General features: G+C 59.9%; 19 protein-coding genes. 8 read left to right on the top strand and 11 right to left on the bottom strand.

Going from position 1 to position 21,368, the window contains the following annotated elements:
• The first annotated feature begins 203 nt into the window (after positions 1-203).
• From gnd to DK871_RS24385, 3 genes are read left to right on the top strand one after another with little or no spacing between them, the layout of a single operon-like run.
• A complete protein-coding gene (gene gnd, locus DK871_RS24375) occupies positions 204-1,187 on the top strand; it encodes a phosphogluconate dehydrogenase (NAD(+)-dependent, decarboxylating) (RefSeq protein WP_161906920.1) in 984 nt (327 codons plus the stop codon).
• Positions 1,184-2,707, top strand: a complete 1,524-nt coding sequence (gene zwf, locus DK871_RS24380) for a glucose-6-phosphate dehydrogenase (RefSeq protein ID WP_003190883.1) — start codon at positions 1,184-1,186, stop codon at positions 2,705-2,707. Before gnd ends, zwf begins: the two co-directional genes overlap by 4 nt.
• Entirely contained in the window at positions 2,704-3,528 is an 825-nt protein-coding gene (locus DK871_RS24385; protein ID WP_161906921.1) for an HAD family hydrolase, read from the top strand. The genes zwf and DK871_RS24385 overlap by 4 nt, the downstream gene beginning before the upstream one ends.
• A gap of 67 nt (positions 3,529-3,595) precedes the next feature.
• Here the strand turns inward: DK871_RS24385 and DK871_RS24390 are convergent, their stop codons facing one another.
• On the bottom strand, positions 3,596-3,856 hold the full coding sequence (locus DK871_RS24390) for a hypothetical protein (protein ID WP_161906922.1): 261 nt from the start codon (positions 3,854-3,856) through the stop codon (positions 3,596-3,598).
• A gap of 344 nt (positions 3,857-4,200) precedes the next feature.
• On the opposite strand from DK871_RS24390, the gene DK871_RS24395 reads away from it, so the two are divergent.
• Positions 4,201-5,523 carry a sigma-54 dependent transcriptional regulator gene (locus tag DK871_RS24395; protein ID WP_161906923.1) on the top strand — a complete coding sequence of 441 codons (1,323 nt, stop codon included), beginning with the start codon at positions 4,201-4,203 and terminating at the stop codon, positions 5,521-5,523.
• 146 nt (positions 5,524-5,669) lie between these two features.
• On the opposite strand, the gene DK871_RS24400 is transcribed toward DK871_RS24395, so the two are convergent.
• The 7 genes from DK871_RS24400 to DK871_RS24430 all read right to left on the bottom strand — a co-directional run bounded on the left by DK871_RS24400 (position 5,670) and on the right by DK871_RS24430 (position 11,684).
• Positions 5,670-6,977: a transporter gene (locus tag DK871_RS24400; RefSeq protein ID WP_161906924.1), complete on the bottom strand. Its 1,308-nt coding sequence runs from the start codon at positions 6,975-6,977 to the stop codon at positions 5,670-5,672.
• 49 nt (positions 6,978-7,026) lie between these two features.
• Positions 7,027-7,770, bottom strand: coding sequence for a hypothetical protein (locus tag DK871_RS24405; RefSeq protein ID WP_161906925.1), 744 nt, complete (start codon positions 7,768-7,770; stop codon positions 7,027-7,029).
• Positions 7,771-7,807: 37 nt separating this feature from the next.
• A complete protein-coding gene (locus DK871_RS24410) occupies positions 7,808-8,488 on the bottom strand; it encodes a C39 family peptidase (RefSeq protein ID WP_019817800.1) in 681 nt (226 codons plus the stop codon).
• A gap of 61 nt (positions 8,489-8,549) precedes the next feature.
• Positions 8,550-9,293, bottom strand: a complete 744-nt coding sequence (locus DK871_RS24415; RefSeq protein WP_161906926.1) for a hypothetical protein — start codon at positions 9,291-9,293, stop codon at positions 8,550-8,552.
• Between the two features lie 68 nt (positions 9,294-9,361).
• Positions 9,362-9,913: an adhesin gene (locus DK871_RS24420; RefSeq protein WP_161906927.1), complete on the bottom strand. Its 552-nt coding sequence runs from the start codon at positions 9,911-9,913 to the stop codon at positions 9,362-9,364.
• On the bottom strand, positions 9,913-10,371 hold the full coding sequence (locus DK871_RS24425) for a hypothetical protein (RefSeq protein WP_161906928.1): 459 nt from the start codon (positions 10,369-10,371) through the stop codon (positions 9,913-9,915). The genes DK871_RS24420 and DK871_RS24425 overlap by 1 nt, the downstream gene beginning before the upstream one ends.
• Positions 10,372-10,685: 314 nt before the next feature.
• Positions 10,686-11,684, bottom strand: coding sequence for a FecR family protein (locus tag DK871_RS24430; RefSeq protein WP_161906929.1), 999 nt, complete (start codon positions 11,682-11,684; stop codon positions 10,686-10,688).
• Between the two features lie 152 nt (positions 11,685-11,836).
• Here DK871_RS24430 and DK871_RS24435 point away from each other — a divergent pair, with 152 nt between their 5' ends.
• The gene (locus tag DK871_RS24435; RefSeq protein ID WP_161906930.1) at positions 11,837-12,106 is read left to right on the top strand and encodes a PepSY domain-containing protein; all 270 of its coding nucleotides are present in this window, start codon (positions 11,837-11,839) and stop codon (positions 12,104-12,106) included.
• 20 nt (positions 12,107-12,126) lie between these two features.
• Here DK871_RS24435 and DK871_RS24440 read toward each other — a convergent pair whose 3' ends face one another.
• The gene (locus tag DK871_RS24440; RefSeq protein WP_161906931.1) at positions 12,127-17,268 is read right to left on the bottom strand and encodes a dermonecrotic toxin domain-containing protein; all 5,142 of its coding nucleotides are present in this window, start codon (positions 17,266-17,268) and stop codon (positions 12,127-12,129) included.
• 170 nt (positions 17,269-17,438) lie between these two features.
• Here DK871_RS24440 and DK871_RS24445 point away from each other — a divergent pair, with 170 nt between their 5' ends.
• Positions 17,439-18,464 carry an Ldh family oxidoreductase gene (locus DK871_RS24445; protein ID WP_161906932.1) on the top strand — a complete coding sequence of 342 codons (1,026 nt, stop codon included), beginning with the start codon at positions 17,439-17,441 and terminating at the stop codon, positions 18,462-18,464.
• A 42-nt stretch (positions 18,465-18,506) separates the two neighbouring features.
• Here DK871_RS24445 and DK871_RS24450 read toward each other — a convergent pair whose 3' ends face one another.
• Entirely contained in the window at positions 18,507-18,827 is a 321-nt protein-coding gene (locus DK871_RS24450) for a YqjD family protein (RefSeq protein WP_019817806.1), read from the bottom strand.
• A 164-nt stretch (positions 18,828-18,991) separates the two neighbouring features.
• Between DK871_RS24450 and DK871_RS24455 the strand changes: the two genes are divergently transcribed.
• Entirely contained in the window at positions 18,992-19,246 is a 255-nt protein-coding gene (locus tag DK871_RS24455; RefSeq protein WP_003190904.1) for a hypothetical protein, read from the top strand.
• Here the strand turns inward: DK871_RS24455 and DK871_RS24460 are convergent.
• Positions 19,218-20,138: a LysR family transcriptional regulator gene (locus tag DK871_RS24460; RefSeq protein WP_161906933.1), complete on the bottom strand. Its 921-nt coding sequence runs from the start codon at positions 20,136-20,138 to the stop codon at positions 19,218-19,220. The two genes, DK871_RS24455 and DK871_RS24460, sit on opposite strands and share 29 nt — an antisense overlap.
• 91 nt (positions 20,139-20,229) lie before the next feature.
• On the opposite strand from DK871_RS24460, the gene DK871_RS24465 reads away from it, so the two are divergent.
• Positions 20,230-21,156: a carbon-nitrogen hydrolase family protein gene (locus DK871_RS24465; protein ID WP_161906934.1), complete on the top strand. Its 927-nt coding sequence runs from the start codon at positions 20,230-20,232 to the stop codon at positions 21,154-21,156.
• Positions 21,157-21,368: the final 212 nt, after the last annotated feature.

The following is a 21,368-nucleotide window of genomic DNA, read 5'->3' on the forward strand; positions in this document are numbered from 1 at the left end:
GTCGGAAGCAAGTTTGAATTCTTTTTCGCTGCAAGGGAACTTTTTTATTTTTAGTGGTCGTGTGACTTTTGCCGGGGTGATGGTGAAACGATGGCAACTTTTTTGTCATGAAACTACACGGATCCGCTCTGGACTAACCCTCATTAGCCTCATTGCGCTATAAACTATGTCACACATTTTTTAGAAGTTAGGAGCATCAGCACATGCAACTGGGGATTATCGGACTAGGCCGCATGGGCGGTAACATTGCGCGGCGCCTGATGCTCAATGGGCATACCACCCTTGTATACGACCGTAACGAAGCCTTCGTCAAAGCCCTGAGCGAGGAGGGCGCCACCGGCGTCGCCGGCTTGGAAGCGCTGGTGGCCGGCCTGCAAAAGCCTCGCGCTGTCTGGGTCATGTTGCCGGCGGGCGCGCCCACCGAAGACACCATCAACGTACTGAGCGAACTGCTGGAAGACGGCGATGTGATCATCGACGGCGGCAACACCAACTACAAGGACGACGTGCGTCGCGGCAAAGCCCTGGCTGAAAAGGGCCTGCACTATGTGGACGTGGGCACCTCAGGCGGCGTCTGGGGCCTGGAACGTGGCTATTGCATGATGATCGGTGGCGACACCGAGACCGTGAATCGCCTCGACCCTATCTTCAAAAGCCTGGCGCCGGGCCTGGGTAACATCCCCCGCACCAAAGACCGTTCGGCCTCCGCCGACCCACGTGCCGAGCAGGGTTACATCCACGCAGGCCCAGCGGGTTCGGGGCACTTCGTCAAGATGATCCACAACGGCATCGAGTACGGGATGATGCAGGCGTTTGCCGAAGGTTTTGACATCCTCAAGACCAAGAACTCGGAGAACCTGCCAGAAGACCAGCGCTTTGACCTAAACGTTGGCGACATCGCCGAAGTTTGGCGTCGTGGCAGCGTAGTGTCGTCCTGGCTGCTGGACCTGACCGCCGACGCCCTGGCCACCGACCCGAAACTGGACGGCTACTCAGGCTCCGTGGCCGACAGCGGTGAAGGCCGTTGGACCATCGAAGCAGCCATGGAGCAGGCGGTGCCGGTTCCAGTGTTGTCGACCTCGCTGTTCGCGCGTTTCCGTTCCCGCCAGCAGAGCACCTACGGTGACAAAATGCTGTCTGCCATGCGCTTCGGCTTTGGTGGCCATGTGGAGACTTCCAAAAAATGACCGCCAACGGCAAGAAACCCAAGGCCGAACCTGCTCCACCCACGACGTTGTTTCTGTTTGGCGCCCATGGCGACCTGGTCAAGCGCCTGCTCATGCCGGCGCTGTACAACCTGAGCCGCGACGGGTTGCTGGGCGATGGTCTGCGTATTGTCGGCGTTGATCACAACGCCATCAGCGATGCGGACTTTGCCAAGAAACTGGAGGACTTCATTCGTACCGAAGCCTCCAGCAAGGTACGGGGCAATGCCGAAAACGCCCTCGACCCTGCGTTGTGGGCGCAATTGGCCAAGGGCATCAGCTACGTCGAGGGGGATTTCCTCGACGACAGTACCTATGCCGATATCGCCAGCAAGATCGCTGACAGCGGCACCGGTAATGCGGTGTTCTATCTCGCCACTGCACCGCGCTTCTTCAGTGAAGTGGTGCAGCGCCTGGGCAGTGCCGGCTTGTTGAATGAAACCGACGATGGCTTTCGCCGCGTGGTCATCGAGAAGCCGTTCGGCTCCGACCTGGCCACCGCCGAGGCGCTCAACGCCTGCCTGCTCAAGGTGATGAGCGAGAAGCAGATCTACCGCATCGACCATTACCTGGGCAAGGAGACGGTGCAGAACATCCTGGTCAGCCGTTTCTCCAACGTGCTGTTCGAAGCGTTCTGGAACAACCACTACATCGATCACGTACAAATTACCGCCGCTGAAACCGTCGGCGTGGAAACCCGGGGCAACTTCTTCGAGAAGACCGGCACGCTGCGGGACATGGTGCCCAACCACCTGTTCCAGTTGCTGGCGATGGTGGCCATGGAGCCGCCGGCCGCCTTTGGCGCCGATGCGGTGCGGGGTGAGAAGGCCAAAGTGGTGGGTGCGATCCGCCCCTGGTCGCTGGAAGATGCGCGGGCCAACTCCGTGCGCGGCCAATACACCGCTGGCGAAATCGCCGGCAAGCCATTGCCCGGCTATCGCGAAGAAGCCAACGTCGCGCCGGACAGCAGCACCGAGACGTTCGTCGCGCTCAAAGTGATGATTGATAACTGGCGTTGGGTCGGTGTGCCGTTTTACTTGCGTACCGGCAAGCGCATGAGCATTCGCGACACCGAGATCGTGATCTGCTTCAAGCAGGCGCCTTATGCGCAATTTCGCGATACCGAAGTCGACGAGCTCAAGCCCACTTACCTGAAGATCCAGATCCAGCCGAACGAAGGTATGTGGTTCGACCTGTTGGCCAAGCAGCCTGGGCCGACCCTGGAGATGGCCAATATCGAATTGGGCTTTGACTACAAGGACTTCTTCGAAATGCAGCCGTCGACGGGTTACGAAACCCTGATCTACGACTGCATGACCGGCGACCAGACCTTGTTCCAGCGTGCCGACAACATCGAGAACGGCTGGCGTGCGGTGCAGCCGTTCCTGGATGCGTGGAAGCAAGATGACGGTATCCAGGCCTACAAGGCCGGTGAAGATGGCCCGGCGGCGGCCGATGCCTTGCTGGCCCGCGATGGCCGCGCCTGGCATAGCCTCGGATGAGTGACGCGACGATTCAACCCATCCGGTTTGTCCTCAGTGATGTGGACGGGACGCTATTGCATCCCGACCACAGCCTCAGCCAACGCACCGCCGATGCCATCCGCGCCATGCGCGAGGCCGGGGTGCTTTTCAGCCTGGCCAGCGGGCGTCCGCCCAAGGCCATGCGGCATTTGATCGAAACGTTCGGCATTGATGTGCCGGTGGCGGGCTTCAATGGCGGTACGTTGGTCAACCCGGATGGCAGCATCCTGGTTGCCCACCATCTGCCGGCGGAAGCGGCACTGATTACCCTGGCGCTGTTTTCGGCCGAGTCGGACGTGGAAGTCTGGGTGTTTGCCGATGGTGACTGGCTGCGCCGTGATCCGCCCGGGCCCATGGTGCAGCGCGAAGCCGATGGCTTGGGCTATGGACCGGTGGTGGTGGAGAGTTTCGAGCCGTACCTGGACCGTGTCGACAAGATCGTCGCCGCCAGCAACAACACCCAATTGTTGGTGGAGCTTGAAGCGCAATTGCAGCCCAAAGTGCAAGGGTTGGCCCAGGTGTCGCGTTCGCAACCGGTGTACCTGGACGTAACCGCGATGCTGGCCAATAAAGGCGAAGCCTTGAAAACCCTGGCCGAGCACCTGGGCGTGCCGCTTGCGCAAACGGCCGCGATTGGCGACGGTGGCAATGACCCGGCGATGTTTCATGTGGCGGGGTTGTCGATTGCCATGGGCCAGGCCGAAGAAACCGTCAAGCGCCAGGCCAATGTGGTCACCGGCAGTAATGTCGAGGACGGCGCTGCCGAGGCGTTCGAACGGTTTATTCTCGCGGCACGCTAAGTAACTGACGTTTTAGTGCGCAACTTCCAGCCGATGTTTGGCGTTGGCTGGAAGTTGCCGCATTGCATTACTTCGGCATTGCCCAGGACTGCAACTGGTGACCCTCTTTATCGAGTTCGGCGCGGGCCTGCAACAATAGGTTTTCAAGTTGGGCCGGGTCGGTATAGGCAGTAGAGGACAACTGTTTGCTGCCGATGCGGGTGTTGGTACGGTCGATGACGCTCAGGCTGAGGGCGCCAACGCCATCGTGCCAGGCCACGCACTGAAAGGGCTGGAAAGCACGGTCTGCAATCAAAAGAGCTTCGTTGATGCGCAGCGGAGCGTTCATTCGGGTCTTCTCTCTGTATGCCCATTCAAGTGAGTACCGGCGGTTGGGCTGACCGTGCGGTGGGTTACTTGTACTGATGCACGATGGTGGGGTGCGGGTCACATGCTAGGGCAAGAAATTTTAACTTTCCCTGATTGACGTCATGTAAGCGGCTGTTTTGAAAGCGCAATAAGCCTTTCACTGGCGAGCAACTTCTGGCGCGCTACGAAACAGGCATGGCTTTTTGCCCACACTTATAGCGAAATGGTACAAGGTCAGCGTCAAGATCTTGCTAGGGTTATCAGCAGTCGCCACAAACTGTTGTTTCTAAATAACTTTAACAATCTTGGCGCCAAGGAATAGTCATGATTGCGACGCCCCCTCAACGCCGCTTACTGGTGGTCGACCCCTGTGACGACTGCCACGGGCTATTGCCTGGTTTACGCACCGCCGGCTGGGAAGTGGACAGCTGTGCCCTGGAGGCGGTGGGTGAGCGCTCCTGCGATGTGGGCCTGCTGCGTTTGCAGCGTGATCACTTGGAGCGTCCCGAGGCGGTCAAGGAGTTGATTGGCCGCAGCGGCACCGAGTGGATCGCTGTGCTCAGCCAGGATGTACTGCGTTTGCAGAACGTCGGCGATTTTGTTTGCGAATGGTTCTTCGACTTCCACACCTTGCCCTTCGATGTGTCCCGGGTGCAGGTGACCCTGGGCCGTGCGTTCGGCATGGCGCGCCTGCGTGGCAAGGGCTACGTGCCGGTGGATGAGCCCCACGAATTGCTGGGCGAGAGCCGCCCCATTCGTGAGTTGCGCAAGTTGTTGTCCAAGCTGGCGCCGACGGAATCCCCGGTGTTGATCCGCGGTGACAGCGGCACGGGCAAAGAGCTGGTGGCCAAGACCTTGCACCGCCAATCCCAGCGGCACGCCAAGCCATTTGTCGCGATCAATTGCGGGGCTATCCCTGAACACCTGATCCAGTCCGAGCTGTTCGGCCACGAAAAAGGCGCGTTCACCGGCGCTCATCAGCGCAAAATCGGGCGCATTGAAGCGGCCAACGGCGGCACCCTGTTCCTCGATGAAATTGGCGATCTGCCGATGGAGCTGCAAGCCAACTTGTTGCGCTTTCTTCAGGAAAAGCACATCGAACGCGTCGGCGGCAGCCAGCCGATCCCGGTGGATGTACGCGTGTTGGCTGCCACCCACGTCAACCTGGAGGCGGCGGTAGAGAAGGGCGCCTTTCGCGAAGACCTGTATTACCGCCTGAATGTGCTGCAAGTGGTCACCGCGCCGTTGCGTGAACGCCATGGCGACGTGGCGATGCTGGCTAACCACTTTTCACGCTTTTACAGTCAGGAAACCGGGCGGCGCCCGCGCAGTTTCAGCGAAGAGGCGTTGGTGGCGATGGGGCAACACCCGTGGCCGGGCAATGTGCGGGAACTGGCCAACCGCGTGCGCCGAGGACTGGTGCTGGCCGAAGGGCGGCAGATCGAAGCGGTTGACCTGGGGCTGCAAGGCCAGCAAGTCATTTCGGCACCGATGGCGACATTGGAAGATTACAAACACCGCGCCGAACGCCAGGCGCTGTGCGATGTGCTCAACCGGCACAGCGACAACCTCAGTGTCGCCGCCCGCGTGCTGGGGATTTCCCGGCCGACATTCTACCGGTTGCTGCACAAACACCAGATCCGCTAGGGCGCAGAGTGCACCAAGGCCCTCTGTAGGAGCGAGCTTGCTCGCGAAAAACGTCAACGATAACGCGTGTTTCCTGAATGAACGCGGCGCCTATGAGTTTTTCGCGAGCAAGCTCGCTCCTACATTTTTTTGCGTTCGCCTCTCGATCAGAAGTAATACGGGAATTTCAGGCTGAACGTGAAGTCCGGCGCATCATCGGTCATCCCAATCGCCAGGTTCGGCACGATGGTGAGGTTATCCGAAGCGGCGATCGTCATGCCCACGTTGAAATAACCGGCATTGGCATCGCTGGACACCACCGACTGCCAGTCGCCGCCATCCGGCTTGAGCTTGCTCTTGCGTTGCACCAGGTCGGAAACCGAAAACGACATGCTCATCTTCTCGTTCAAGGCAAACGCTACGCCGACCCCGAACTGGAAGCTGTCGCCCAGACGCACCTTGCCTCCCACCTTCTGATTGACTTGACTGCTGATGTCATCGAAAGAGTCTTCAAAGTTGTGGGTGTACGACAACGAACCGAACAGCACCGCCGGGTCGAAGGTCTTGACCAGGGAAATGCCCGGCGTAACCGACCAGACCCCGTTGCCCGTCGGCAGGCTTTCGGGCACGTAGAGATTGTCGTTGTTCGGTTGCTTGACCAGTTTGATACCGAAAGGCTCCTTGCCCGTCGGTGCCTTGACGCGCACGGATACCACCGCATCCGGCAAGGTCGAGGTTTCGTCGAGGAACTTGTAGGCCACGCCAAAGTTGACATCACCGATGGTCGGGTCGCGGGTCACGGAACCTTCGGAGGTGGCGGTGGCGTCGTTGCCGGCGCCGCCCGACTGGTAGGTGGACTCGCGGTACACCACCGGCACGTTCAGGTCGAACTGCCAGCGGTTGTCGACGTTGTAGCGCCCGGTGAGGTCCAGGGTCCAGCTGTCGGACTTGATCCGGTCCAGGTTGATGTTGCCCAGAAAGATCGAGTCCAGCGCCAGGAAACCATTGAGGGTCAATTGGCGCGCGTCATAACGGGCATAAGTGATGCCGGTTTCCACACTGAACTTGCCATTGCCGAAAAAGCCGCTGGCTTCGTTGTACAGGTTGCTCACACTTTGCGCAGGGGCCGAGTCGTCCTTGAGGGCCTGGCCGTAGGAGCTGCCACCCCCGCCAGCGCCACCGGACGCTGCGGCTGCGCCCGTACCGCTGGCAGCGACAGTGTTAGCGCCGTTCTTGAAGTCGGCAGGTGATTTAGCCAGGCGCCTGGGGGCAGGCGTTGCCGGTTGATCCTCGACCTGGCGCACACGTTGCTCCAGCACGGCCAGGGCTTTTTGCTGCACGTCGTAACGTTGCTTGAGTTCCAACAGTTCCTTCTTCAGGGTTTCGATGTCAGCGTCTGGCGCGGCATACAGCACGGATGCGGGCAAGAGCGTACTCAAACAAACCACCGCACGAAGCGATAACGATCGATGCATGAAATAAGCCGTCCTTTTCTAATGCGTAAGTGTCGAGGGTCAGCGTAGTTCAATAACCGAGCGTGCGTAGGCCTTTAAGTTGGTCCAGGTTGCAGTTCAGCGCGGCGTTGTTCAGCCCGTTATTGTTCATCACGACATTGATCTGGGTGATGTTTCTGACAAGGTTGCTATCGCCGGTCAAAACCGTGCCCTGCAGCACGTTCCCCCCGCCGATCTGTTGCAGGCTGTTGCCCTGGTTGTGATTGGCCTGGATGGCCATCTGCACGCCGGCATTGTTGGCCGAAACGCTGACACGGCCCGCGGCGCTGTCGCCGGTCACTGTGCCGCCCGCCACCAGCACCTGGCCGGACTGCAGGTTATTGGCGGGGGTAACCCCATTCTCGACGTTGATGCCCACATTGTTGTAGGCGGCGTTGCCATCGCCGGCGGTGCGTACACTTTGGGTCACGCCCTGGCCGCTGCCGAGGCCGGCACCCCCGACCACATTGCCGGTGCCCGTGTTGGGAGGGGTACCGGTACCGGTCGAGCCGGTGGTTTGCACATAGAACTGTGGCGTAATGGTGGTTTTGTCGATCTGCATGTTGGCCGTGCCGGTAATGTTGCTACCTTCGGCATTGGTCCAGGTGCTGCTCATGACAATGCCAAAGCTGATGATGCGCCCCGGCATCACGTAACGGCCACGCAGCTCGGCCATTTCGGCGTCCTTGAGTTCGATGGGCTTGAACCCCGAGGACGCATAAGCAGGCATTGAGGCGGCCAGACACAAGACCGTCAGCCAACGGGAAGTGTTCATCTGCTGCTCCTGGGGCGTCCTGCCCCTTATTGCGCTTCTAGAAGAAGTCGCTCTGGATAAAACCGAAATCCATCAGCTCGGCATCGCCCACGGGCCGGAACTCATTCATCTGGCTCTTGGCGGTCAGCGGCAGGGGCGGGTCGAGCAAGACGTTGGCCTTGTCGTAACCCTCGCCCAGTACGGCGAAGACAATGCCATTCCAGCCTTTGACGAAATCGTCATGGGAATAGCGCTTGTGGCCCAATACGGGGTCGCCGATATACACCCAGTCCTTGTCGGCCCGTTGCAACACCACGAAGTGCTTGTAGCCGCGGATTTCCAGCAGTACCACCACGGGGATTTTCACGGTCAGCAGGGTCTCGGGCGCGATCTTGTAGCCCCGGGCGCGCATGCCGATGCTTTCGAGGTAGCGCTTCATGTCCAGCATGGAAAAGCCCTGGGTTCGTACCAGGTCCTGGTCGGCGGTGACCAGCATGCCTTTGATGATGTGTGCTTCGTCGACGTCCAACCAATAGGCCTGGCGCAGGATGGTGGCGAGTGCCGCGGCACCGCAGCTGAAATCGGTTTTCTGTTCCACCAGGTTGGCGAACCGGCGCTCGCGAATGCTCTCGACCTTCTTGAAAATCACCGCACCACCGGGCATGGCAGAAATCGCCATGGTGCCTGCCCAGGTTGTGCCGGTGAGCAACATCAGGAGGGTGAGGGTCGCGATACGCATGATCGAATGACCTGTTGGACACTGGAATAAAAAAGGGCCTTGTCGCCAAGGCCCCGTTGGATCAGAAGCGCACGCCGCTGGCGCAGACGGTGCAACCTTGACCGATCGACAGGCTGTTGCTGCCTTGGTTACCAGAGCCGGATTGCAGGTTCACACCCACGTTGCCGGAGTTGTGGTTAACCGAGTTGTCGAGGCTTGCGTTGTTGGACACGTATTGAGGTTTGCCACCATAGCCATAACCGTGGCTGGTAGCGGCGGCGTTGAGGAAGTTGTTGGCGAGCGAGTTTTGCTCGGTGTTGGCCGCCGCTGCGATGTTTTTGCCATCTGCGGTCACGATAGCCAGGTTGTTTTTACCCTGGTTGCCTTGGCCGGACTGGCCGTTGTAACCCACGTTGCCCGAGTTACCGTTGACGGCGTTATCCAAGGAGGAGTTGTTTTGCGTGCCTTTGTTGACGAAGTTGTTCAGCCCGCTGTTTTGATTCACATCGACTACGCCGAATACGGTGGCTGCGTCGCCTTTGGCGCTGGAGATGGCAGCAGAGTTGTCGGCCTGGTTACCGCTGCCTGACTGCACGTTGACTCCAACGTTACCGCTGTTGCCGTTTACCGAGTTGTCGGCAGACGAATTGTTTTCGGTTTTGGTGTCATCGAACTTATTGCCTGCGCTGTTTTGTACATCGGTTACCACAGCGGCAATCACGCCTGTTGGTTGAGGCGCAGGGTGCCAACCACCCGCTTGAGCGGCGGCAGCCATGAGTGCGGCGAGAGCGAAAACCATTGGTTTGAGAGCCATTTGAGGTTTCATGGTGTTTCTCCTTGCTTCTAATTAGTTGGTTAAGTGTTGGTACGGTCTAACGAACGTCTACCAAGCGGTTACTTGATAGTGATGCCCAGGGTGTTAGCCACTCGGTTCCCCACCCCGGCACTCTGGGTCACCTGCGTCACTCCTCGGCTGCCGGTGAAGGCCTGGTCGCTGGTCACGACCTGGCGGCTGCCAGTGGTGGGGGTGAGCCCTGAGTCGGTTGCCAGCGTCGTCGTGTTCTGTTGCAACAGGACGCTGTCATCGATGCTCTGCGGGCCAGGGTTGAGGCTGATCCGCACAGCGTTGATGGATTGGTTATTGGCCCCGGCCGCCTGGTTGATGCCCAGCACACCGTTGCCACTGCTGAATGAGTTGCCCTGGATCGCTGCCTTGGCGTTCAGGGACGGGTCGACCTTGCCGTCGACGCGCTGAATGTCGACGTTGGTGGCCTGGCCACCGAGCGCGATGGCGCGGCTGTTGGACATTTGTTGCTGGTTGCCGGCGGCCTGGTTGATCGACAGCACACCGTCGTACTGCTGGCCGCTGTTGTTGATCACGGCGGTGTTGTCGGCCATGGCCGAGGCGCTGCCCAGCAGGGCGACTATCAACAGGGCGCGCTTCATCACTTGCCCCCCATCATGCTGCCGAGGTTGTTGAGCGGCGCCATGCCACGCTGGATCGAGTCGCTGATCTGCCCGCCCATGCTGCTGCCGCTGCCCGCACCATGGCCGGCCGCTGCGCCAGCGCCGAGGGTGGACATGCTGTTTTGGGTGGCGCCCAGGCCCGACAAATTGCCGCCTTGCTGCAGGGAGCGTGCGAGGCTGGAGCCACTGCTGATGCCGCCAATGTCCCTGTCGCTGAGTTCGCCGGTCAGGGCGTTGTTGATCTCTTTGCTGGGGTTGGCATTGGCAGTGTTGGGGTAGGGGTCGGGCAGCGAGGTACGCCCATACATATGGCCCTGCACGGTGCGCCCGGTCACGATCACGCCGTCACCCGCCTGGCTCGTCAGGCTGACACCTGCACTGAGCACGCAGCTGATCAGCAGTATGTTTATCGACGAGGCGTGTGTGAGTGTGTTCACGGCGGCAGTCCTTATTCTTCACGCTGACCCTAAACAGCGTTATCAGGGAAGGAGCAGAAGGCGTGCCGCTTTCTATTAGATGTGGTTATTCAAGGACTTGGGATTAACACAAGGCAAAGTGATGGCAGCCCTGTTTCAGGTTTGAAACAGTCCGCAAAGCGTGAGATAGGCCCATGCTCGCCTCACGCTGTCTCAGCGATGTAACACGGCCTGTGACAGAACCATGAATCCGCACACGGCGTGCGATGCAGGCGAGGGCAGTGTTTCAAAAATGGACACTCGCGGCCCAAACGTACCCGTTCGTGCGAGCGGGCTCAGCCCTTGGGGGTTTTACGCGGAATGGAATTGAGCACCGGGTTGCCGTCCTGGTTTTGGGTCAGGTAGACCGGCAACACCTTGGGCAGGGAGGGCACGAGGCTGTTGACCTCGTTGACGTTGTAGATACCGCCGATGCGAATCGCACCGGTACTGGCGTCCGCGAGCATCACAGGCTTTTTCAGGTAGCGGTTGATCAGGGGCAAGGCGTCCGTGAGGGTCAGGTTGTCGAGCACCAGTTTACCCTCGCGCCATGTGAGCGCGGTGTCGTCGGGATTGATAGCGGCGACCTTCGGGCTGGCGTCACCCTGGCGGAAACTGGCTTGCATGCCTGGGCTCAGCGGCACACTGGCGTGTTCGCCGTCGCTGGAAATCTGCACCGAGCCTTCCAGTAACATCACCCGCACCTGATCTTCATATTCCCAGACATTGAACTGCGTGCCGGTCACTCGCACCTGGCCTGTGCCGGCTCGCACGATAAACGGGTGGTCGCGGTCGTGGGCGACCTTGAAGAACGCTTCGCCCTTTTTCAGGGTGACCCGGCGCTGGTCCTTGTAATGGCTGTAGACCAACTCGGTACCCAGGTTCAACTCCACTTGGCTGCCATCGCCCAAGGTGACTTTTTTCAAGCCATTGGCGGCTTCGAAGCGTTCATAAGAGCTGGGCAACCAGCCCGCTTCCCAGCCGGTGAAGGCGGCAAGCGGCAACGCCGCCAGGCACACCGCTGCGGCTACCGCGTAGGTACGCAGGCGGTTGCGCGGCTTCTTGAGGGGCACCACCACAGCGTCAGGCTTTTCGCGAGGCAGATGATCGGCCACGTCCCAGATCTCAAGCATGGCCGCATATTCGAAGGCGTGCAGCGGATGGGCATCGTGCCACTGGGTAAAAGCCTGACGTTCGCCCGCTGTGCAATCTGCAGCATGCAGGCGCATGCACCAATGCGCGGCGGCGTCGGTGATGGCGTCATATTCGGTTTCTGAAAGGGGCTTTTCGCTCATTAACTCATCCTGATTTCCCACATTCTAACCTCCCAACGTGGACGGCGAGAACCGCCATCATGGCGATTGCACATCAATTGGAACTTATTCTTATTTGGTGGTACCTAAAATTTCAGGACGAGTGTCCGGCATTCCCACAATGGAGTACGAATATGTTGAAGAAAACCTTAGTCGCCCTGTGTGCAACCACTGCGCTGCTTAGCGCCGGCGCGGCCTTGGCTGATAAACCGGGGGCTGGCTGGATCACCATCGAGAAGGCCATTGAGGTTGCGAAAACCAAGGCGGGGTACATCGAGGTGTACGCGGCCGAGGCTGACGATAACGGTTACTGGGAAGTCAAAGGGCGTAAATCCGACGGTACCGTGTATGAAGCACGGATCGACGGCGCCTCCGGCAATGTCCTGCGTGACCAGAAAGACTGACCCATCGCGCGGGAGCCTGCTCAGGCTCCCGTATCCAGCTCACGCCCCAAGTGAGTAATCAGGAACGTCACCGAGTCGGCATTGGCCAGGATGGTGTCAATGCGCTTGTCGGCGTTGCTCATGAACACTTGTCGGGCGTCGTTAAGGTTCTTGGCCCCTGTGAGGCCGAGAACTTTTCGCTTGATGTGCTGGGTATCAGTGTCGGTCCCGTAATCCTCCCAACTGCCCGTGAAATCATCCCACGTCTTGAACAGCATCGTCGCGGGCGTCAAGGTGGACAGTGCTGTGCTGCGCAAATCGTCCAAGGTGGTCTTCAGCGCCTGTGCGCCAGGCCTGGCGGTATTAATCAGGTCGGGGAAAGGTCGCATGCTGTCGAGGTAGGCAATGTCTTCGGTCTTGAATTTCAGATGGGTTATTTCGTGGATCAGGATGCTGGCCCTGGCGTGAGCTGATAGGTCGAAGGGGGACTTCAAGCGGTTCTGGTAGACATCCATCTTCGGATCAAAGAACCGATTGAGCAGGTACAACTTGCGTTCCCTGTCGGCGGGAATCACGAACGCATAGCAGTTTTCTGGATTCTGGCGGCTGGTTCCGCTGACGAAACGTATGGAATCGGGGCCCGTCAACGTCGGGTCACTTAACTCATCCAGTAGCCCATCGAGTATTTTCTCGATTCTTTGCACTTGGTCTGCGCTCATGTTGATGACGCCGAACAACTGGCCTAAAAACAGGCCCACTCGACTGTTGGGGTCTAGCAGCCTTGAGAAGTGCGCGACGTTGCGTTTGCAATTGACGGTGTAATAAGTCGCGACATTCAACGCTTCGTTGATGACTTGTGCTTTCCAACTCGAGAGTGCGGCGATGTCCCTGATGCCCTGGGCTTCAATGTTAATGGCCTCGCGCTCATTGTCTCGTGCGCTGATGCGTGACAGGGTTTTGCCCAAGCGCGGGTTGTGCCCACTGAGGTCCAGTACCCATTCACCCTTTGAGTTACGCCCGACACTAGGGCCTGCTTGCGCATCCTTGGCCAGGCGCCAGTGTTGTGCGGCTTTTTTGACTGAATACACCTTCCCGGCCAGAGGCACATAGTTCTTCAGGGTTTTCGTGTCGGTATAAACAGGGTGGGTGGTGTGTTTTTTGAGGTCCTTGAGGGCAACATCGTGCACCTCAAAGGGCTGCAAGTGCGTGCGCGAGGCATCGGTGATACGCAGCGTCGCCAGGGTCGTGGCGCTGGGCAGGGTTGCATCCGACAGGTCGCCCTCGCTGACCTCCTGTTCGGTGGGGGGCGAGCTTTCGCTGCCCTCAAGCTCGCCACGCAAGACCGCCATCTGGGCCACGCCGCGAATGAAATCCTTGAGGGCCGCTTTCCATTGATGCAGTTGCAGCGCTTCGGCAGAACGTTTGAACAGCTTGTAGCTGCGCCAGACCACCAGCGGATACGCCAGTTTGCCAGCCATGAAGGTGATGGCCGTGGGTATCTCCTTGCCGAACAGCTGCGTCACTTTGTCCCAGAGCCACTTGGCGCCTGCCTCGAATTGACAGCCCAGCATCTTCAGCAGGATCAAGGTGTTGTCGTTGAACAAGTAGTCAAGCATGTTGCCGGTGACCGTGGACGAAGCAAGGCGGATGTCGGAGCGGCGATAACGCTGATTTTGCAGCAGGTTGCGGTAGGTGGCCTGATGGGCATCGTCCAGGTGCATCAGGGCCCAGTCCTGGAGTTCGCCGGGCCTGTCCAGCTCATCCAGCAGCGCTTGTTCGTTGGCATATTCCTTGAGAACGTGGTTTTCACTATAAGGCGCGTACAGCACCACCGGGCCGGCGCCACTGGTTTGAGGGCTGATCAAGTACATGCCCAAGGCTTTGACGGCCTTGGCACCTTCGGTGGCGACCAACTCCAGCGGGCGAACCCGGGCCGACGCACCGGCCAGCGTTGCACGCGCCAACGCGTCGGGCATGTCGAAGACCTGCTGGAGCAGGCTCAAGGCCTGTGCTGACAGACGTTCCTGTAACCGCTGCTCATGGGCGTACTGCAACAGTTGCCACGGCAATTGCTGACAAAACAGGCGCCGACGTTTGCGCGCGTTTTCGGTTTGGTCGTTCAGGTGGCTTTGCAACAAGGTCTGGTAGGCCGTTTTCAGGTCCAACTGACGCACCAGTTGGATCACGGCGCTAGCGTCCAGCGTGGACGGCAGGGCGGTGGCGGTTCGCGAGCGTGGGCGGATAGTTTCGCTGTCCAGGGTCGGCCAGTGACGCATGGCGAAATCGGTCAGGCTGTCATCATGGACGTCGAGGGCCGGGTAGGCGGGGATCAGAATGTCATCGGGGTTGAGGTCCTGCTTGGGGAAGCGTGCCTTGAGCAGCTTCACCAGCGCCGCGTGCGTGTGCTCGCGCAACGGGGAGATGCCGTGCAGGTAATCTTCTTCGTCTGGGGCGTTGTTGTGGTATTGCTCAAGCAGTTGCGCCTGATGAAGCAGGTCCTGGGCCGGGGCCAGTCCCAACCAGGCGGGTAGGGCCTGCTGGTTGATCAAGGCATTCGCCACCGCCCTGGCCCGTGCCAGGTTGGTCGGTGCGGCCTGCTCGATAACGGTATCCAGACGGTCTTGCAGAGCACGGGCGCCAAGCTTCATGGTCAGCAGGTGATCAACGCCGTCAATGACGTAGTCATTGTAGCTTTGCACACGGTTTTCCAGCAGGTTATCGTCGATGCGTTGCAGGGCGCCCAACCGATAGACTTGATGGGGCTCGCGCAAGGAGATCGGCAGGTTTTCCAATAGGGGCAAGCGCTTTATCGGGTGATCGACACGTTGTGTCAGCTCTTCGCGCAAGGCTTGGATCGAGGCAAACCCCTCATAGCCGCGTCCAGGGGTCCACAGCACAACATTGCCAGAGCGTAGAGGGTCGATGCCGCCACGCTCGGTCAAGACGAACAGGTTGGCAAGGACATGGCTCTTTTCTGGCGTTCCCCAGTTCAGTCTCAGTGCGTAGGCATCCGGCAGAAAACCGTTGAGGCCATGGCGCGTCAAACGCACCAGGCTGTCGGGCCGCAGCACGGTGTCTAAAATGGCCTGGCTGTGACTCGACAGCGTGTTACCCAATAGGCGTAATTGGGCTTCACTACGCAGGCCCATCAGCATTGCGTGGATATGTGTGTCGCGGCTGTTGCCGAGAAACAAACGGGGCAGATCATGCATTTGGTGGTGGGCGAATACTTTCAATACCGCCTCGATAACTTCGTTGAAAAGCCTCAGGTTCAGGCTGTTCAACTTGAGGGCGGCGCCTTGGTCGCGCGGTTGGTAAAACCAGGTGCTTGAGGATGACGCAACGGGGCCTGCGTCATTGCTCAACCGTTCGATGAAGTGCTCAACCATGCTCTGCGACGTCACCGGCAGGCGCTCTTCGCGTTCCTGGGCAGGGCTGTCGTAGGTGTTGATAAAGACGTCCTGCGAGTGGGAAGGCAGTTGTCGTTTCTGCAGCTCGGCGTCCAGGGCGAGGGCAACCATTTGGCGTAACCGTGGGTGCGCGCTGCGCTCAAGGATCAGCGCGGCGTGTGCCGCCTCCAAGCGCTGACGATGGACTTTGGCGTGCTCGGCCCGCACCGTCGAAGGCCGGCCATTACCGCTGGTGACCGGGTGCACCGTCCAGCGCCCGGCAGTCTCCAGTGCCGCCAGGCGATGATCGAGCATTGCACGGATATCCAGGGCGTAATCGAGCAGGGCGTCCAGGTCCAGCTGGCCATCGTTGCGCCGATACAGCTCCAGGGTGTGATTCATATTGCTGATTTGCTTGGCGGCAATGTCGTTGACCATTTCTGTAAACACATGGCCCGCGATCGGCCGGGCGGCGATGTTGAGCTGGCCCAGGCCAATGAAGGTGTTGCGCTCATCCAGGGACAGGAAGTTGAGCAACTCATCTTCGTGCCCTGCGGCCTTGAGCATGCTCAGCAATGTGTCTTTGAGGTCGTTCATGTCCTCAAGTACTTGCAAGCCGCGCGATTGCGTATACAGATAAGCGTGGGTCTGGCTGATCATCAAGGTGCTGGCCAGTTCAACATAGTGTTGGTAAGGCGTGTAGATGCGCACTTTTTCCACACTGATCGGTTTGGCGTAGGCGTTGCGCGCGGTTTGGTCGGCAAGAAATAACGCCTGCAACGCGTGGCTTTCATCGGCGCTGATGATTTGGCCCTGGCGCTTGAGCAATACATCGACGCGAAAGGTGTCCGCCATGATCTGGGTGAAAAGCTGCAGGCGTGAAGTGCCGCTGTCGATGTCCTCGTTCCAGTAGGTCTGTAACAGGCTGTCCATCAGCTTGGACAGAATGCTGGAGGTCTGTTCGATCAGCGTTTCCCAGGCATGTTGATCGTCTTTGCGTTGCGCTTGGGTAAAGGCCGTCGTCAGGTGCTTCGGGTTACTGAATTGGCGGGTCTGATCCTTGGGCCAGGCATGTTTCACGTAGAACTGCAGAAGCGCTTCGCTCAAGGACAGGGAGTCGATCCTGCGTCGTTTACCCGGTATGTGGCCATGCAGGCAGTTCACCTGTGTGTCGCGTTGGTCCAACCCCGGGAAGTACGGGCGCGCCATGATGCCCAATAAAGTGTCGAGCATGGCGGCCAGGGTGGGGATCTTTTGCAGGTGTTCGAACATCATTTTCACATTAGCTTGTTGGCATGCCTGGAGCGTCTGTTCCTGGTCTTCCATGACGGCGCCCAAAACGGCCGTGGTGGACAGCGTCAGCTCGGTATCGACGGGCAGGGCATTGCGCTGGGCAATGGACAGGAAGCTCATCAGCGCCACGCGCTGCGCCGAGTCGGCCAATTGCTCGCTGACATCTGCGATCAGCGCGGCATGGTCATCAAACACCTGGATGCCACCATAGGGGGTGTAAAGCAGGGCCTTGCCATCATCCGGAGTGGGGCTAACCACAAAGGCGCCGGCGAGTGCGATTGCGGGTTGGTCCGGCACGTTGATCAACAGTTTTTCGACGCGCATGGGATAGGTCTGCAGCGTGGGGTTTTGCCGCGCGGCATCGGTGGCGTAATACAGGGTATGCAGCCAATCCAGATCTTTAACGGTCAGCCCCAGCGCCCGTTCACGCTGCGAGGGGTGTGTACGGGACACGGGCAGCAGGAATTCGTCGAAAAAATACGGAGGGGTCAAGCGAGCCATGGCCTGTGTCCATTGTGCATAGGGCCTCACAGGTTAAGAACAGGCATGTGCGGGCGGGGGGTAAATAATGAGCCCCGGCGCAAGTTGACAGCAGGCGTCGGGCGTGGTGTTTAATCCAGGTTCTGGATCTTCATTCGATGCCCCTTCCAATCATAAAAACGGAGCTTCAAATGTCTGCGCAGTCTCCGACCGCTTTAACTTCTATCGACTTCAACGAGCTTGTGGCGTTGCTGCAACAGGTTTTTGTCAGGCACGGCACGTCGCCCGAAGTGGCAGGCGTGCTCGCACATAACTGTGCCAGCGCCGAACGCGACGGCGCCCACAGCCATGGGGTATTCCGTATGCCCGGCTACGTGTCCACCCTCAACAGCGGCTGGGTAAACGGCAAGGCGGTGCCGGTGGTTGAGGACGTGGCCTCGGGTTTTTTACGTGTGGACGCCGATAACGGCTTTGCCCAGCCGGCACTGGCGGCCGCGCGCAGCCTCTTGGTGCAGAAGGCGCGTAGCGCCGGGATCGCCTTGCTGGCTATTCGTAACTCCCACCACTTTGCCGCGCTGTGGCCGGATGTGGAGCCCTTTGCCGAGGAGGGACTGGTGGCCCTGAGCGTGGTCAATAGCATGACGTGCGTGGTGCCCCACGGCGCCGATCGCCCGCTGTTCGGCACGAATCCGATTGCGTTTGCCGCCCCCCGGGCCGATGGGCCCCCCATCGTGTTTGACCTGGCCACGAGCGCCCTTGCCCATGGCGATGTGCAGATAGCTGCCCGCAACGGTGAGCGCGTGCCCTTGGGCACCGGTGTTGACAGCCTGGGCCAGCCGACCCAGGACCCCAAGGCCATCCTTGAAGGCGGCGCGTTACTGCCGTTCGGTGGGCACAAGGGCTCGGCGTTGTCGATGATGGTCGAACTGCTGGCGGCGGCCTTGACCGGCGGCAATTTTTCCTTTGAGTTCGACTGGGCCAATCATCCTGGCGCTCGGACACCTTGGACCGGCCAGTTGCTGATTGTGATTGATCCAGCCAAAACTGCCGGGCAAAGCTTCGCCGAGCGCAGCCAGGAACTGGTGCGGCAGATGCATGCGGCGGGGCTGCGGCGGTTGCCGGGGGATAGACGCCATCGCGCACGGGCGAAGTCGTTGGAGGAGGGGATTGTGTTGAAGTTGACGGTTGTGCAGCAGTTGCGCGAACTGGCGGGTTGAAGTCAATGGCGTGGCAGCGGTGCACCGCTGCCACGCCATGGATCAGTTACGGCGACCCAGCAACAGGCCGACCACCAGGCCAAAGCCTGCGGAAATGGCCACCGTCTGCCATGGGTGGCCACCGATGTAAGTCTCGGTGGCATCCACGACCGGCTTGCTGCGTTCACGCACGTTGGACACCGATTCCAGGGCTTGCTTGAGTTTGATGGCGACCTGCTCGCGCAGGGTTTCACCTTCTTCGCCCACCAGGGATGCGCTGCTTTTGAGCAGTTTGTCCGATTCTTCGATCAACGCGCTCAGTTCGCTGAACGCTTGGTCCTTGATTTGATCTTCGACAGCTTGGGCGGCGGTTTTGCGGGCCATTGAGTGACTCCTTGCAGGTGGATGTGGCAGTGAACAATGGAGTGTCGGGGGGTGGCAAAAGTTGCAGTTTTTTTCCCCACACGCTCATCCGTGGCAAAATCCGGATCGGGAACGTTGGGCCTACAGTGTAAGATGTCACCTATTTGTGCAGCAGGTAATTCAACATGAGCTTCAATCTCGCCAACAAGACCCTCGCCGAACGCGCCGAGCTGGAAGATGAAAAGTCGCGCCTCTACGACCTGTGGCAAACCAACCTGGGCAAGGCCAAGGGCGAAGCCGCACGCTTGTTCGGTGAGCGCGCCAAGCGCAAGGGCAAGTGGGCCGAATGGGTGCGTGCCGAACTCGACGGCATGTCGCCGCCGGAGTTTTCCAACATGGTGCGCAGTGAAGTCAACAAGCTGATGGCGGCGGCGAAGTAAAGCACGCCACAATCGCCTCGCGCACCTTGAGCAACAGCGGGTCCAACTGAGCCTGGGTGCGCCAGCCCAACTCCACCGGGTAATGCGGTAGCGCGAGCGGACAGGGCAGCTCGCGCAGCCCGGTCATTTGCGCAATGGCGTGGGCCGCATGCCCGGGAATGGTTGCCACTGCGGTGCTGCCTTTGAGCAGATACGGCAGCGCGGCAAAGTGGCTGGTGGACGCGCGCACGTGGCGGCGCAGCCCATGCGCCGCCAAGCCTTCATCGGTAATGCCGATAAACCCGCCTGACGACACCAGTACATGCTCGCGTGTGACAAACCCCTGCAGGTCGATGGCCTCCTGGCCCGGCGCCAGGCTTTGCGGGTCTATCAGGCAACGGTAGTCACCTTCCCCCAGCACCTGCCGGCTCAGCCTGCGCTCGGTAAAACCGCCGGCGGTAATGGCCAGGTCCAGCGTGCGGTCGAGCAGGGCGGCGGCGACAATCTGGCTGTAGGTCTGGCGAAAGATCACCCGTAGCTTGGGCAGGCGCAGTGCGATGGCCTCCATCAGGCTTCGGCCATAGGCAATCTCGAAGTCATCCGACAGCCCCAGCACCACCGAGCGCCCCTCGTAGTGCAGGTTTTGCGGGCTGATCATCGCCAGGCTCTGGCGGCAGCGATCCAATGCCTCACTGATCACCGGTTTCAACTGATTGGCCCGCAACGTCGGCGCCAGGCCGCGGCCGGTGCGCACGAACAAAGGGTCGCCGTACAGCTCACGCAAGCGCCGCAAGCCCGCGCTGATCGCCGACTGCGTCACTCCCAGGCGCAGCGCCGCACGGCTGGCACTGGATTCGTCGTGCAGGGCTTCGAAGGTTTTGAGCAGGTTCAGGTCAACCTGGGCGATATTCATCTGGCTCATATCATTTAGCACTGAGGTGGGCTTTATTCATGATCGTGTCTGGCCGGAGAATGGGCAACCCTTATCTATCGGAGTGAGCCTGATGCCTGTATCGACTGTCGCAGCCCTGCAAATCGGCGCCTTGCCTGGCGGCAAGGCTGACACCCTGGCGCAGATCCTGGCCTATGAGGAGCAAATCCAGCGCAGTGGCGCGCACTTGGTGGTCATGCCCGAGGCGTTGCTGGGCGGCTATCCCAAGGGCGAAAGCTTTGGCACCCAATTGGGTTATCGCCTGCCCGAGGGCCGGGAAGCCTTTGCGCGGTATTTTGCCAATGCCATCGACGTACCGGGGCCAGAGACCGAGGCGCTGGCCGGGTTGTCGGCGCGTACCGGTGCCAGCCTGGTGCTGGGCGTGATCGAACGCAGTGGCAGCACGCTGTACTGCACTGTGTTGTATTTCGAACCGTCGGACGGCCTGGTGGCCAAGCACCGCAAACTGATGCCGACCGGCACCGAGCGGCTGATCTGGGGCAAGGGCGACGGCTCCACACTGCCGGTGATCGACACCGCGGTGGGGCGTATCGGCGGCGCAGTGTGCTGGGAAAACATGATGCCGTTGCTGCGTACCGCGATGTACGCCAAGGGCGTTCAGGTGTGGTGTGCGCCCACCGTGGACGAGCGCGAGATGTGGCAGGTGAGCATGCGCCATATTGCCCATGAAGGGCGCTGCTTTGTGGTCAGCGCCTGCCAGGTGCAGGCATCGCCTGAAGCCTTGGGTGTGGAGGTCGCCAACTGGCCGGTGGACCGTCCGTTGATTGCCGGTGGCAGCGTGATCGTCGGGCCCATGGGCGACATTCTGGCGGGGCCGTTGGTGGGCGAGGCGGGGTTGTTGACGGCGCAGATCAATACCGATGATCTGGTGCGGGCCCGCTACGACTACGACGTAGTGGGGCATTACGCCCGGCCGGATATTTTTGAATTGGTGGTGGACGAGCGCGCCAAGCCAGGCGTTCGCTATATCACTGACTGAACGCAATCAACCTGTGGGAGCTGGCTTGCCTGCGAAGACGGCCTGACAGCCGACATCTATCTACCTGACACCCTGCGATCAAACTGTGGGAGCGGGCTTGCTCGCGAAGGCGGCCTGACGGTCAACACAGTTGGGCCGGGTACATATCCGTTATTTAGGTAACGGCCACTTAGGGTTCCGCCCTGACGGCGGCTCACTTTTGAAAAGCGCAA

The organism is Pseudomonas sp. L13 (genome assembly GCF_009935965.1).
Lineage (GTDB): Bacteria > Pseudomonadota > Gammaproteobacteria > Pseudomonadales > Pseudomonadaceae > Aquipseudomonas > Aquipseudomonas lactis.